This window comes from Rhodohalobacter halophilus, from assembly GCF_001715195.1.
In the GTDB taxonomy this organism is placed as follows: domain Bacteria; phylum Bacteroidota; class Rhodothermia; order Balneolales; family Balneolaceae; genus Rhodohalobacter; species Rhodohalobacter halophilus.
On record NZ_MDWE01000059.1, the window covers coordinates 13,001 to 28,488 of the forward strand.

A 15,488-nucleotide genomic window follows, 5' to 3' on the forward strand; every position below is an offset into this window, starting at 1 on the left:
CTGATTTATGAAATCAATTATATCGGAACAACTGAATACTGCCGATGAACGGCTCACCCTTTTGGAAAAGATTCCCACTGCAATATTTGAGGACAGCCAATCGGCGTCTGTTGCCGTTGCCCGGGAAATTGCCCACACTATTCGGAATAAAGCAACCAAAGGTGAACAGTGTGTATTAGGGCTTGCCACCGGCTCTACCCCGGTAAAAGTCTATGAAGAGCTGGTTCGACTGCACCGAAAAGAGAACTTGAGCTTTCAAAATGTCATCACATTTAACCTGGATGAATACTTCCCGATGCAGCCCGACTCTCTTCAGAGTTACGTTCGGTTCATGCACGAACACCTTTTCGATCATGTAGATATTCCGGCAAATCAGATTCACATCCCCGACGGCACATTGCAGGAGGAAGAGGTAGAAAAATTTTGTAATGAATATGAGAAGAAGATTCAGGATGCAGGTGGTATCGACATCCAGTTACTGGGAATTGGAAAAACCGGACATATCGGGTTCAATGAACCCGGTTCGCGAAGGGATTCCAAATCCCGGCTGATTACCCTCGATAAAGTAACCCGAACGGATGCTGCCAGCAGTTTTTTCGGAGAAGAGTATGTTCCGCGCCGGGCCATTACTATGGGAGTCGGCACCATTTTAACAGCAGATCGAATTTTTCTGATGGCCTGGGGCGAAGGGAAAGCACCCATCATTCGGGAGGCTGTGGAAGGTAATATTACAGAAACAGTTCCTGCCACCTATCTTCAGGAACATCCCAACGCTGCAGTGATTTTGGATGAAGCTTCAGCCGAGCAGCTAACCCGATTCAAGACACCCTGGGTGCTTTCTAAATGTGAGTGGGATGATAAATTGATTCGTAAAGCCGTCGTATGGCTGTGCCGAAAACTCGACAAACCGGTTCTTAAACTGACCGACGAGGATTACAATGAACACGGGATGGCCGACCTAATTACTCAAAAAGGTCCCGCTTACAATATCAACATCAAGGTATTTAACGAGCTTCAGCACACAATTACCGGGTGGCCGGGAGGTAAACCGAATGAAGATGATAAATATCGACCCGAGCGGGCCGAGCCATTCCCGAAACGCTGCCTGATCTTTAGTCCCCACCCAGATGATGATGTAATTTCGATGGGAGGCACTCTGATCCGGCTGGTAGATCACGGTCACGATGTGCATATCGCCTATCAGACATCCGGTAATATTGCTGTTTTTGATGATGAGGCTGTTCGATTTGCCGACTTTGTAACCGACTACGCGGACATTTTCGGGATGAAAGATGAAAAAGCGGACGCCCTTCTGAATAAAATCAATGACTTTTTAAAACAGAAGAAGCCCGGCGAAGTGGACTCCCCTGAAATCAAGATCATTAAAGGGCTCATCCGAAAAGGTGAGGCGAAGGCGGCCGGACGCTACTGCGGCGTGCCCGATGAGAATATGCACTTTATGAACATGCCGTTTTATGAAACCGGGCGTGTGAAGAAAAAACCGCTTGGGCAGAAGGACATCGACTTGACGGTTGAACTGCTGCGAAAAATCAAACCTCACCAGGTGTATGTGGCCGGGGACCTGTCCGATCCGCACGGCACTCACAGAGTCTGTCTTAAAGCTGTGTTTGAAGCACTTGAGATTTGTAAAGAGGATGACTGGATTGAGGATTGCTTTGTGTGGATGTATCGTGGTGCGTGGCAGGAGTGGGATGTAAACGAAATAGAGATGGCTGTTCCGCTGAGTCCAATTGAGCTGAAACGAAAGCGCCGGGCCATTTTCAAACATCAGTCTCAAAAAGATCGGCCTCTGTTCCCCGGTACAGACACACGGGAGTTCTGGCAGCGTTCGGAAGATCGCAACAGGGAAACCGCAAAAATCTACGATGATCTGGGACTGGCGGAGTATGAAGCCATCGAGGGATTTGTACGATATCAATTCCTGGATGAATAATTGACTGAATGATCTCTTAATGATCATTTGTTATTTTTATGTTGAGCTTAACATAAGAAGCAGTAAAAAAGTCTCCCCTCCTTCGCAAGGAGGGGATAGGGGTGGTTATCTCTCTTAATGGATGGCTGCAAGTTGAGAAATTTACTCACTTGTTTGTTTAAACCACCTTGAATCTCCTCAGTGAAGAAAAGGGGAATATATTGATTACTAAAATCAAAGGTTTTTTATCGAACTCACATTTATTTATAGAATAGAATAGAAAACCGGAACCTGATATCCTCCTGCGATTGATCATAAAAAGCCGGATATTTGACACGAAAGAATATTTAAATCAAAACATAAAAGGAGCTAAAAAATGGCGAATGCATTTTTCAACTTTCAGGAACCCATAAATGAACCGTATTTGCAGTACGCACCGGGTTCAGCTGAAAGAAAAGTACTCAAAGAACGACTTAAAGAACTGAAACAAGAAGAGATTGAGATCCCGGCGATTATCAATGGTAAAGAGGTAAAAACCGACCGGACACAGGATGTGACGATGCCCCACAACCACTCTCACAAGTTGGGAACCGTTCATCTATGTGGTGAAAAAGAGGTAAAAATGGCCATTGAGGGAGCACTTGAAGCCCGTAAAAAATGGGCCGATATGCCGTGGCAGGAACGCGTAGCTATTTTTCAGCGCGCTGCCGATATCATTACCGGACCGGAGCGTTTTACCATGAATGCCACCACCATGCTGGCGCAATCAAAAACGCCACAGCAATCAGAAATTGAGGCGGTGGGCGAACTGGCCGATTTCCTCCGTTTCAATGCGTGGTATCTGACCAAAATTTATAAAGATCAGCCATACTCACCTGATGGCATGTGGAACAAAGTTGAGTATCGTCCGCTGGAAGGGTTTGTATTTGCGGTATCCCCATTCAACTTCACCGCGATAGCCGGGAACCTGCCATCCGCACCGGCCATGTGTGGTAATGTGGCGATTTGGAAACCTTCGGTTGAATCAGTTTACTCCAGCTACTATGTGATGAAAGTTCTCCAGGAAGCGGGTCTGCCCGATGGCGTGATTCAGTTCCTGCCGGGTGAAGGCGCCGATGTAGGTGATCCGGTTCTGGCAAATGAGAACCTCTCCGGTCTCCACTTCACCGGATCAGAAGCAACGTTCAATCACCTCTGGAAAACGATCGGCAACAACGTGGATAAGTACAAAACCTACCCGCGCATTGTGGGTGAAACCGGCGGTAAGGATTTTATCTTTGCCCACAACACTGCAGATGTAGACCGCCTGGTTATTGCAGCCATACGTGGCGCATTTGAGTACCAGGGACAGAAGTGCTCGGCTGCTTCCCGGATGTATGTACCGCAATCATTTTGGCCGGAGTACAGAGAGAAACTGCTTGCTGAAGTGAAGAAGATTAAAGTGGGCGATGTGGAAGATTTCTCCAACTTTATGGGAGCCGTCATCAGCCGCAAGGCATTTGATAAGATCTCCGGATACATCGACTTTGCAAAAGAGGCTGATGATGCAGAAATCATAGCCGGCGGTGAGTATGATGACAGCAAAGGATATTTCATCCAGCCAACCATCATCCTGACTACCAATCCGAAGTTTAAAACGATGCAGGAAGAGATCTTTGGTCCGGTTCTGACCATTTATGTCTACAAGGATGAAAGGTTCGAGGAGACTCTTGAGCTGTGTGATCAAACCTCTCCGTATGGATTAACCGGTGCCATCTGGGCGAAAGATCGTTACGCATTAAATATCATGGCCGACAAGTTGCGTCAAGCAGCCGGTAACTTCTATATCAATGATAAACCGACAGCCGCGGTTGTGAATCAGCAGCCATTTGGCGGTGCCCGACGGTCAGGTACCAACGACAAAGCGGGAAGTATGGTGAATCTCTACAAGTGGCTCTCCATGAGATCCATGAAAGAGACCTACCAGGCTCCGCTCGACTGGACCTACCCTTACATGGGTGAAGAGTAGGTAAAAAGTGATAGGGCAAAAGGCAAAATTGAAAAAAGACCTGACAGCGTTCATGTGATTTTTCGTGAACCTGTCAGGTACTGTGTTAAAAATCAATAGTATTCTGTATTTTTTGATTTAAAGAGCATTATTGGCTCAATACCAATGATGTATCTACTGTAGCCTCACTTTCGGGTGGGGCTACCTTTTTTTGGTGCTCTTTTCGCTGTTTTCGGATGATATCCGGATCAAAATGTTCGTTTCTGTTCCACAAAATGTACATGTAGGTCAATAGCTTTTTCTGAACCGCTACATGAGCCTTCATTTTTATGTTGTGAGTGGCCAGCAGCCTGTGATAAAACTCAACAATCGGTCCCTCGTTTCTTCGTGTAATCGCTGTGGCCGGCATGTACATCGCCCGGCGAATATGCTTGGATCCCTGTTTGGATAGTTTAGGCTTGCCGGCCCACCTGCCCGATTCTTTTATCTTCACATCATAACCGCTAAAGCTGATCAGCTGAGAGATCTTGCTGAACGCAGCAAACCCGTTGGTTTCGGCCAGAATGCAGGCAATGCTCAGTGTGCCAATGCCGGGAATACTGCGCAGACACCCAATTTGGGTACGCAAATCGTTGCGTGATCGCAGCTGTTGTTCGATGAGTTTGGTCAGCTCGTCAATTTGGTCGTTAATGGTTTGAATGCACTCGCGCAAGGCCTGTTCGGCTTTGAGGATGTCCATACCACTGTGATCAAGGGCGTGAAGCTGATTACGCAGCTGCGTGCGTTGCTCCAGCAGGTCAGCCCGCGTACGGGTATAGACCCGAAGTGTTCGCCAGAACGGATCGATTCCCTTCCAGGCGTCCAGCTTTCGCTCAGCGCCCATCAAAGCCAGCCCATAAGCGTCAATCTTATCGGTTTTACTGCGCAGTCCCCGTGATTCAATATATCGTTTTGATTGACTGGGCAGAACCACAGACAAGTGGATGTGCCCGTGGTGTTCACGAACATACAGAGCAAACGCCTCATAGTACACCCCGGTGGCTTCCATGGTCAGACGAACCGGTGCTGGCTTGTTACGGGTATGTCGGGCCAGCCAACTCATGCAAGCTTTAAAACCGGAGGGTTTGTTTTTGAAAGTTTTGCGGGAGATGACCTGATAAGATTGGCTGTCCAGCTGATAGCTTTGCAGGCATGCGCTGAAGTCAACTTTGGATATATCCACACCGAGACTGTAAATCATAGCTAGGTATAATATGTTAGGGTTCGTTACTGGAATAAAATCCTGGCGCACGCATATGGCTCATGAATCGATGATATTGTCACAATCAAATCTTGAAAGACAACTCAATAGGTACTGTTGAAGGTCAACGACAGGAAAACCGGTCTGGATATACCTGACAGAATACATCCAGAATACACTGGTGTTTAGCGTCGTGCGGAAGGTACCAGACCGGCTCCATACCAGTAAAATGAATCCTGATTCTATCATCATTTGATTACATTGTCAAACATATGAGCGTCTTTTTTTGACTATAAATTTTATTGGTTCTCGCAGAGTAGCGCAGATGTATCGCTGAGTGTCGCAGAATTAATAATTACTATCACTTTAAACCTGTCAGGTCTCCAAGACCTGACAGGTTTTTTTATATCTGCACATAAATTAAATCACGTCATTAATGCGTTTCACCACATACTCAAGGTGAGATCTGGTATATCTTTCGTCAGCACTTCTCAAGGCATTTTCAACTTCCGATTTCAGCTCACGGAGCTGTTCCAAAACCAACGGACGAATATCCGACTGTTGAATATGAAAATCTGTTCTGAGATTCTCCATTCCAATATCGGGGCGGTAATCTGCCGGTGGGTTCCCCGCTTCAGCTGACGCTTCCTTCAACAAGTACTCCATTCTATCCAGGTAGGCCCGTTGCAGGTTTCGGCGGTAAGTATCTACCCGGTCGCTGCCATCCAGTTCTTTCCAGATGCTTTGACGCAGATCATCCAGCATCTCGGCAGGGCCATAGGCATCATCTCCGTTCATGGCATGCTGCTCTACCAAACGCTCCATACGGTGGGGTGAAAGCAGTGCGTTCAGGCCGGTCACCTGGTACCAGCGAATCCGCTCAACCGTGCCCACGTACTCAAATGTTCTGAGCAAGTCCTGATCCAGCAGCCACTCCGGTGTTGCAAAGAGATGCTCATCCAGAAAGTCCATCGACCGCTTCTGATCCTCTTTTGAGATATCCGTATAGATCGGCCCGAGCTGGCCATATCGTTTATGCTCCTCTCGTGAACCTCCTATCGCAGCTATCACCCGCTCGGTCATACGCCCCCAATGCACAAACATCTGCATGTAGCGCATGCGAACCTCATCGTAGGTTTCACCCTCTTCGCCCATCCAGTCGAGCAGGTTTGGAATCACGCGATGAAGGTTTCGCATTCCCAATTCACTCGCACGCACCCAGTCATCACCAATGGACTCTGTGGTCTGGGTTGGATCAAAATCGCCGCGGCCATAGCCGAACTGCATGGCGGGATCATCCGCTCGTTCCAGCACCCATTCATTCAGGAGATCTCTTTCCTCTTCAGGTGTGTTAAATTGAGGGAGATATGAGTATGCCCATTTTATCGCCCAGACATCGTACTCTCCAACACTTCTGTGAACGCGAACATCCCCGTCTTCGGGCTGAGCTACGTAGTTAAAACGCGTTCTGCCCACAACCGATGATGAATTTCCTTTTTCATTCGTAAACTCCGGATCGCGTAAATCTTCAATTGAGTAAGCTGTATTCCCACGCTGGTTATGAGGATACCCCAAAGCATGGGCCAGTTCGTGAGATACTACATATCTCAGATAGTTGCCCATCTCTTCTGTGGAAAGGTGTGGCTGCTGCACTTCAGGATTTCGGGGACCGGTCTGACTGAGCGACCACCAATGAAGCCGTTTTTGAACATTGTGATACATATTCATGTGAGCACGGATCGTTTCTCCCGATCGCGGGTCGATCACATCCGGGCCGGCATTGGCCGAGTGAACCGGACTCGAAACGTAGCGAATTACCGAATAGCGAGCATCCAGCATACTGAAATCGGGATCATCAACCGGAGCCATCTCAGCCCGGATAGCGTTTTTAAAACCGGCTGCTTCAAACGCAACATTCCACTCTTCAATTCCCTCCTTAAAATACGGGCGCCATTGCTCAGGTGTGGCCGGATCGATATAAAACACAATCGGATCTTTCGGTTCCACCAGTTCACCTCGCAAATACGCTTCTTCATCTACCGGTTCTAGGCGGAAACGGGTGACGAAACGTTTGGTCTTGCTGAACTGTGCCTCATCCCCGTAATCGGTTTGCGCAACGCTGATCATCGCCACGCGCTCATCATATAATCGAGGACGCATCGGCTCCTCGGGCAACAGAATCATACTGTGATTCACCTCAAGTGAAATAGACCCCGTTCTCTGCTGTGACGGAGGATTATCCGCATTGTAGGTTAAAACCGCTCGTACCTCAATATTCTCCGGAAAGCTCTTTACAAACTCCATAAATGATCGATTACGATCGAGACTGCGAACGGCGTACTGTTGACGGTGTCGGTTCTGCAGACCAAAGATTTTGGAGTCTTTTAGATAGAGGTCACTTACATCAATCACCACCGAGCCATCCCGGTTCTCAAGAATATCGAAGGATTCAATAATGGGCGGAAAGTTAGAGTTTTGAACCGCTCGGTAGATAGACAAATTTTCATCAGCAGTATTGCTGTAGGATACGCCTCGCAGAAGGATTTTATCCCCTCTTCTCTCCCACTGCACAAGCTGTTGGCCTGCCAGACGATCGCCGCCCCAGCCCAGCCCTTCGGCGGTTTTGGCGATTCGGCTCATGATGGCCATATCACGGCCTAAAATATCATTGGGTATTTCGAAGAAGATTTTATCGCCGGATTGATGAACAGTGAAGAGTCCGTCATCACTTTCGGCTCCCGTTGGGATGGATTGGGAAGATGGCGATGAGCTCTCCGAATTTGTGGTTTGTCCTGTTGTTTGACAGGCTATACCCATAAAGAGAATCAGAAATAAGTATATGAGAATTTCTTTAAACGTAGGTTGTGGAGTCATAGAAGTTGATGTGTTTGGTTGAATAATCGACTTTCTAAATAGTGAGAACTGAGTTTATACGCAAAGAGATTGCAAATTTTTACCACCCCTTATCTCCTCTTCCTCACAAACCGACATGGACCGTGCCTAAGGCACTTTTTTGGGGACTTTACTCTTCTTAACCAACAGAATAAATTCTGTGGATACAATATTCCTCCATGCCTAACGGCATTTGGATTTGGATAACTCTTCAACTAATGTGCTCACAATAAGCCTCTTTTCATGCATCACTATCTGTCAGTAGATGGCTCCCTCACCAATGCATTGCTACAGACTTATCCTTGAGTGCCATTCGGCACGGCCAATACTATAACCCCACAATTCATTGTGGTGTTATCAGCAGGCGTAAACTACTAAAGTGCCGTAGGCACAAGTCATCTTTTCACGCACAGATATAGATTCATCTAACATGAATATGTGATTCCATAATTAAACCTTTAATACCTGATTATTATGGGTTTAATACTTAAAAATTTACAGCAACCCATACCTCTTCAAAGCGTTTAAAACATAGACAAACAACCGAACCTGTAAACTCTCTTGCCATGAAAAAGCTTATCAAATTTTTTATCACCGCCATTGCAATGTTTTTAATACTATCAGGATGTGGCGAGCGCGGACCTGTAGGACCAGAAGGACCCCGGGGGCCTCAGGGACCCGCCGGACCGGAAGTTATCCCAACCTCTTTTGAATTTGAAGCCGATCTTCTTCAATCCAATGGGTTTGAATTTTTCCAGGATATTCCTGCTGAGATCGAGGTATTTGAATCTGACGTGATGCTTGCATACGTGTTTGAGGATTACATCGAAGAGGACGATCTGGAAGTGTGGCGACAACTGCCTCTGACTGAGTTTAACAGCAATGGAACCGTGCTTCTCGATTTTGATTTTACGTTTGTAGATCTTCGTTTTTTCCAGCAAGCCAACTACAATCTTGGAGCAGCAGATGAGTACAGAGGATTATTGATTCGAGCTGTACACGTTCCTGCAGGCTTTTTAAACCAACAGAAAACTATGCAGTTAAATAGTGCAAAAACATTCTCCGATCTTGAGGCAATGCTCGGATTTAAAGTAAAAGATATCGGTAACCAATAATCCGGATTTGATCAGGCAGAATGCAGGGCTACGGCCGGTAATCGATTGGCACCATATCAGCCATTCGCATTACCGACCAGTGCCCTGCAGTAGCAAGTGACATGAGATCAGCAAGGTTTCCATCCGGAGTTACAAAGAAAATATGGTCGTCTTTCATGGGAATGAGTCTGGCCCGATTTCTTGTATCACTTCGAATCGACCGCCCGCCGATAAGCACATCAACGCTCTCACGTAGTATAAATCCTTTAACGCCTTGTGAAATTAAATCGAGGTCCAGATTTCGCAATTCAAGTGCATCTCTCATCTCTTCTTCACTTAGCTGCTGAATTCTTGCTCTCTGGTCTGTATCCTGCCAAACTATTTCGAACCTGTTCCTGAAGAGCTGATCGTCATACAAGCTTTTCAGGAAGTGACGGAAGGATCCTCGGTACACCTGAGCTCTATTCCTCTGCCACATCTGATACTCCTCTTCACCGGATGGCTCTTTCTCCTCAAACCATACTTTTACTCTGTAGAACCCCGATCTGTTTCTGAGATCCCAGGTAAACTCGTTCAGGTCTGCTGTTAGTTCATAGCCCAATGCCCGGTTTGATATCTGAATAGGATCTTCTGCAAATGCAATTAACTCATTCGTATCGGTTCTTTCGAAGTTCAGCACCCATCGATTCTTAATTTCTGCGGCTGCAGAGTTGGGTGTCTGCCCTAAAAACTCCTGTTCGAACAGCTCATAATTTTGAAGCCACTCTGAGTTGTCTGCCTCTACTTCGATTTCATCCAGTGTAAGAGAATGTTTAACCATCTCTACATCCATACGGATCTCATTTTCGCTTCCACCAAGCAAAACAACATACCTTTTTGCATCATACCCCACAGGGCTGTAAACAAGTTCAAATTGCCCGCTTAAATTTGTTGTAAAGGAGTATAACCCATTAGAGTCTGTAGCATCACCAAAGGTTGTGTAGGTTAGATAAACATTTACGCTTTCAAGTGGCTCACCCGTCAATCCGTCTGTCACAATCCCAAAGATTTGAGTATCATTTTGTCGGTCAATCAATTCAACTGGCGGGGTGAGTGTATAAATCACTCCGGCAAGCATAAAAAGTTGCCAAGATCTGCCGTTGAAATATCTATTCGAACCAGCCATTGATCAAAAATTGCAAAAGACTTTGAAATAAAAGCGTATATAAAAACAAATAACACGCTTTTTCTATTACAATTTTCTACCCTATAAGGTTCTTTAATCCGGTAAAAAATCGATCTGATTGAAGTGAAGAAACAAAAAAAGCATCCCGACTTTCACCGGAATGCTTTTCTTTAGAATGAAATGTAATAAGGAGTTACTTCACAGTCGTTGTTTCATCGATCCAGGCATAGCACTCACCTACGCTTTCGTCGATATTAAAACTGTCGCCTGTTTCCCATCCCTGGAAGAATTTATCTTCAGATGATGGCATCGCTCCTTCATAGGAGCTGATTCTGTTGTTTGCATTGGAAGCAAGGGATGAATCTGCCTCTTTTGCTTTATTCAGATAATCAACAACCAGCCAGTAAACAGTTCTGTCTTCCCTGTCAAGAGTACTTCCTCCCGTACAGTTAGAGATAGTGGCTGCATAAATTGAAGACATTCTCACGTACGCTTCCCCGTAATCAGCATCCAGATCAATTGCCTGACGTGCGTAATCACGAGCTTGTCTAAACTGCTCAAGCTGCTGATGTGTCTCGGCAAGCTGAAGAGTCAGTTCTTTCTTCTGGTCATTCGACTCAGCACGTTCAAGAGCTGTTTCCAGATACTGAATGGCTTCCCTGTATTCACCCTCATCCAGATAGAGATTTGCTACTTTTCTGGAGTTTGTAAATGATGAATCAAGTTCAAACAGTTTCAATGCAGCATCGGCGGCTTCCTCGATCTGATTGGTCTCCTCGTACAGATCTATGAGACTTGTGTAGAGTTCAATCTTTTCAGATTCGTCAGCGTCTGCAATTTGAGACTCGTAAAATTCTATTCTCTCTTCAGGACCGTCAAACAGTTTTTCTCGGACTTCTGAGATTGTTCCCTGCAAACCGGCCGGAGCGTAACCTTCTATCTCATCAATTATTTCAAAAGCCTTCTCGCGCTCACCCTGCGAAGCTAAACTATTGAGTACAAATCCTGCATAGTATCCATCACTGTCTTCAACAAATCGCTGGGGATCTGCCTCATACGCCTTCATATACTGCTCAGCAATTTCCGGTGTCCGTACATTCAGAGCGGCATTATTGGTATGGTAAAATCGCCCCAGTTTTCTGTACCAGTCAAATTCATCGATCTCATCAAACGTTTCAAAAACTTCATCGAATACATGGATTGCCTTCTCCATATACTCTTTTTTTGCTGACGGGTCACTCTCGTTATTAGCTGCACCCTCATACACTTTAATCATACGGTCGAACTGACGCAGAAGGTTAAAACTGTCGTAGCCTTCAATGGTTTTCGGTTTCGCTTCAATCATCCATGCACCAAAGTTGATGGCCATTTCGTAGTCATCTCCTTTATATGCATCCATGAATACAGCGTAAGCCTGCAGTTCACTCATGCCGTTTGGAGGTTCTTGCTGAGCAATTGCAGCAGAAGAACCTGCAATTAACAATGCGAGTGTGATTATTAGTGATCTCATAGTTGGTACTTGTTGGTTAATAATGCTCTTAAGCCAAAACAGGAACGAACAGAGCAAAAGTTCATTGCCTGATAATTTTCTAAACCGTGAATATGACCCAACAGCGAGTCAATTTCAAATTAAAATTCAATTTTTTAGCCGATTTAGAGATTTAAAGCATTGATTTACTCTTTTAAAGTCGAATTGAAACAACTTGTTCCGCAACACAGACTGAATCCAATCTTCTTCATATTTTTTCCGGGTTCAGTCTGAAAAGAAATAAACTCGGGATATTAACAAACCCGACCGTTACATCCGGATGGTTATCTGTTAATAAGTAATTACAAATCCCTCCCGCGTTTCTCCTCAACTTTTATTAACATCAGACAGACTATTTTTTAACCAAACAGAGCCATCATGAAACGATTGCTATTATTCTTTTCTACCCTGTTGTTGACGTTCAGTGCAACAGCACAAGACAACGACGACGATAAATGGGATGTAACCCAACATCGTGCCGATTATACAGAAATCAGCTTTGAAACTGATGAAGGAACCTGGATGAATGTAGATGTGAGTCCGGATGGAACCGAAATTGTCTTTGACCTGCTCGGAGATATCTATATCATGCCAATTGAAGGCGGTGAGGCCACCGTTTTGCGTGAGGGTCTTGCCTATGAAATTCAGCCTAGATTCAGCCCCGACGGATCCAAAATCTCATTCACCAGCGATGCCGGTGGCGGAGATAACATCTGGGTAATGAACCGCGACGGCTCGGATGCCAAACAGATTACCAGCGAAAGTTTCAGGCTATTGAATAATGCCTCATGGTCTCCCGATGGAGATTATATTGTTGCACGGAAGCACTTCACCTCGGGACGATCACTCGGAGCAGGAGAACTCTGGATGTATCATATCACAGGAGGTTCCGGAATTCAGTTGGTTGAGCGAATGAATGATCAACAGGATCTGGGTCAGCCAAACGTTTCTCCTGACGGGCGATATGTCTACTACAGCCAGGATGTTTACCCCGGAGGAATGTTTCAGTATAACCGTGATGCTAACAGCCAGATCTATGTCATCAACCGGTACGACCGCGAAACCGGAGAGATCGACCGAATAACAGGCGGACCCGGCGGAGCGATTTCACCAACGGTTTCTCCCGATGGTAAGAAACTCGCTTTCGTAAAAAGAGTTCGTACAAAATCGGTTCTCTACATTCGCGACCTGGAAACCGGAATTGAAAAGCCCGTTTATGATGAGCTGAGTTTTGATCAGCAGCAGGCCTGGGCGATTTTTGGCCCCTACACCAACATCAGCTGGACACCGGATGGAAATCACCTGGTATTCTGGGCCATGGGTAAAATTCACAAACTGAACACCGAAACCCTTGAGGCAGAAGAAATTCCATTCATCGCTGAACTGAATCATCAGCTGGCGGATGTTGTCCATTTTGAGTTTGATCCTGCCCCTGATACGTTCCGGGCAAAAGCGATCCGACATGCCGTAACATCGCCTGATGGAAGCACACTGGTATTCAACGCTGCAGGTTACTTATGGAAAAAAGATCTGCCGAACGGAACACCGGAACGATTGACTGAAGAGGGAAACCTGGAGTTTGAGCCTGCTTTCTCTCCGAACGGAAACATGCTGGCCTATGTAACGTGGACTGACGAAGAACTTGGGAAAATCAAGACTCTTCGACTGGATCGCAGAAATGCTCGTCCGGAAACGGTTACCACCGAAAAAGGAATTTACAGAACCCCATCTTTCTCTCCCGACGGACAGACCTTGCTCTTCCGCCGTGACAGCGGGAATAATCATCAGGGACACGCTTATACCCAAAACACAGGAATTTTTACAATGCCGGTTAATGGCGGAGAGATGAAACTGATTTCAGAGCGGGGCAGTAATCCTAAATTCAATGCTTCCGGCGACCGTATTTTCTACCAGGCTTACACCAGTTTCCGAAGCATGGATCTGAATGGCCAGGACGATCGCCAGCATTTCCGATCTGAATACGCCATCGATTATACACCAAGTCCCGACAATAAATGGATCGCCTTTACCGAACTCTATAAAGTCTATATCGCGCCAATGCCAAAAGTTGGATCAGAAATAACACTGAGTTCAAATACCCGAGCCATTCCGGTAACCCACGTGGCGCGTGACGCCGGGTACAACCTTCACTGGTCGGCCGACAGTGATGAATTGCGTTGGACTCTCGGTGAACAGTTCTACACCGTAGGCCTGAATGACGCATTTGATTTTTTGAATGGGGAAACAAATGAGGAGCTTCCACTCGGTGAAAACAGTGCGATCAGTATCGGCCTGGAGCTCGAAACCGATAAGCCTTCCGGAGTGATCGCACTCACAAACGCACACATCATTACAATGAACGGTGATGAGGTGATCGAAAACGGAACCATCGTGGTTCGCGAAAATCGAATTGAAGCCGTTGGGGCTGCCGGTGATGTGTCTATTCCGCGCGGAGCTTATGTGATGGATGTGGAAGGCAAAACCATCATGCCGGGACTGGTGGATGCACACGCGCACATCGGAAATTTCCGAAGCGGATTGAGCCCGAATCAGCAGTGGGAATATTTTGCGAACCTGGCTTACGGTGTAACTACTGCTCATGATCCATCCTCCAACACAGAGATGATCTTTTCTCAGGCAGAGATGGTTCGATCCGGAAATATGATTGGCCCGAGAATTTTCTCTACCGGACGAATTTTGTACGGTGCTGAGAATGTTCAAAAAACGGTCATCAACAATCTGGAGGATGCCCGTTCAGCCATTCGCAGAACACAGGCATTCGGTGCCACATCCGTGAAAAGCTACAACCAGCCAAGACGTGATCAGCGGCAGCAGGTACTGGAAGCGGCCCGTGAACTGGGCGTCAACGTGGTGCCAGAAGGCGGCTCAACCTTTACCCACAACATGAGCATGATTCTGGACGGACACACCGGCATCGAACACAACGTGCCGATTGCTCCGCTCTACAATGATGTGCTCACCCTCTGGGGTGAATCGAACGTAGGGTACACGCCAACACTGGTTGTAAATTACGGCGGCATGAACGGGGAGTACTATTGGTATCAGCACACGAATGTTTGGGAGAAGGAGCATCTGCTGACCTTTACACCAAGAGGAATGGTTGACTCCCGGTCACGCCACCGAACCATGGTTCCGGAAGAGGAGTACGAGATTGGCCACATGCAGGTTGCCGCGGCGGCAAAAGAGCTTCATGATCGAGGAATTACCGTGAATATAGGAGCACACGGACAGCTTCAGGGACTTGCCGCACATTGGGAGACCTGGATGTTTACCCAGGGCGGTATGAGTAATCATGATGCGCTGAAAGTAGCAACCATTAACGGAGCCAACTACATTGGGATGGGAGACCACATCGGTTCACTGGAACCCGGAAAGCTGGCCGACCTGATTGTGATTGACGGAAATCCGCTGGAGGATATTTACGATACCGAGTTTGTAGTGAATACCATGATCAACGGCCGTCTGTATGATTCCAAAACCATGAATGAAATTGGCAACCGTGAGCGGGAGCGTCTGCCCTTCTGGTGGGAACAGGAAGGCTACAGCGAGCAGTTCGACTGGCATGCCATCACCGGTGGAAACAGTAATGGTCACGGGCATTAATCACTATTCTTATTAAAAACTAAAA

At 46.5% G+C, this 15,488-nt stretch carries 8 protein-coding genes; 4 read left to right on the forward strand and 4 right to left on the reverse strand.

From position 1 onward, the window contains the following. Positions 1-7 precede the first annotated feature (7 nt). Together nagB and pruA are read left to right on the forward strand one after the other, a co-directional pair. Positions 8-1,954 carry a glucosamine-6-phosphate deaminase gene (nagB, locus tag BG260_RS12990; protein WP_069133388.1) on the forward strand — a complete coding sequence of 649 codons (1,947 nt, stop codon included), beginning with the start codon at positions 8-10 and terminating at the stop codon, positions 1,952-1,954. A gap of 355 nt (positions 1,955-2,309) precedes the next feature. After that, a complete protein-coding gene (gene pruA, locus BG260_RS12995) occupies positions 2,310-3,941 on the forward strand; it encodes an L-glutamate gamma-semialdehyde dehydrogenase (RefSeq protein ID WP_069133389.1) in 1,632 nt (543 codons plus the stop codon). 127 nt (positions 3,942-4,068) lie between these two features. Here the strand turns inward: pruA and BG260_RS13000 are convergent, their stop codons facing one another. Together BG260_RS13000 and BG260_RS13005 are read right to left on the reverse strand one after the other, a co-directional pair. Beyond that, a complete protein-coding gene (locus tag BG260_RS13000; RefSeq protein ID WP_069133390.1) occupies positions 4,069-5,160 on the reverse strand; it encodes an IS110 family RNA-guided transposase in 1,092 nt (363 codons plus the stop codon). Positions 5,161-5,580: 420 nt separating this feature from the next. After that, complete coding sequence (locus BG260_RS13005; protein WP_069133391.1) at positions 5,581-8,034, reverse strand: zinc-dependent metalloprotease; 2,454 nt, start codon at positions 8,032-8,034, stop codon at positions 5,581-5,583. 584 nt (positions 8,035-8,618) lie between these two features. On the opposite strand from BG260_RS13005, the gene BG260_RS13010 reads away from it, so the two are divergent. Continuing rightward, positions 8,619-9,167 carry a collagen-like protein gene (locus tag BG260_RS13010; RefSeq protein WP_069133392.1) on the forward strand — a complete coding sequence of 183 codons (549 nt, stop codon included), beginning with the start codon at positions 8,619-8,621 and terminating at the stop codon, positions 9,165-9,167. A gap of 28 nt (positions 9,168-9,195) precedes the next feature. Here the strand turns inward: BG260_RS13010 and BG260_RS13015 are convergent, their stop codons facing one another. Both BG260_RS13015 and BG260_RS13020 read right to left on the reverse strand, forming a co-directional pair. After that, positions 9,196-10,311: a carboxypeptidase-like regulatory domain-containing protein gene (locus BG260_RS13015; RefSeq protein WP_069133393.1), complete on the reverse strand. Its 1,116-nt coding sequence runs from the start codon at positions 10,309-10,311 to the stop codon at positions 9,196-9,198. Between the two features lie 193 nt (positions 10,312-10,504). Continuing rightward, positions 10,505-11,821, reverse strand: a complete 1,317-nt coding sequence (locus BG260_RS13020; protein ID WP_069133394.1) for a tetratricopeptide repeat protein — start codon at positions 11,819-11,821, stop codon at positions 10,505-10,507. A 396-nt stretch (positions 11,822-12,217) separates the two neighbouring features. On the opposite strand from BG260_RS13020, the gene BG260_RS13025 reads away from it, so the two are divergent. After that, positions 12,218-15,463, forward strand: coding sequence for an amidohydrolase family protein (locus BG260_RS13025; RefSeq protein WP_069133395.1), 3,246 nt, complete (start codon positions 12,218-12,220; stop codon positions 15,461-15,463). Positions 15,464-15,488 lie beyond the last annotated feature (25 nt).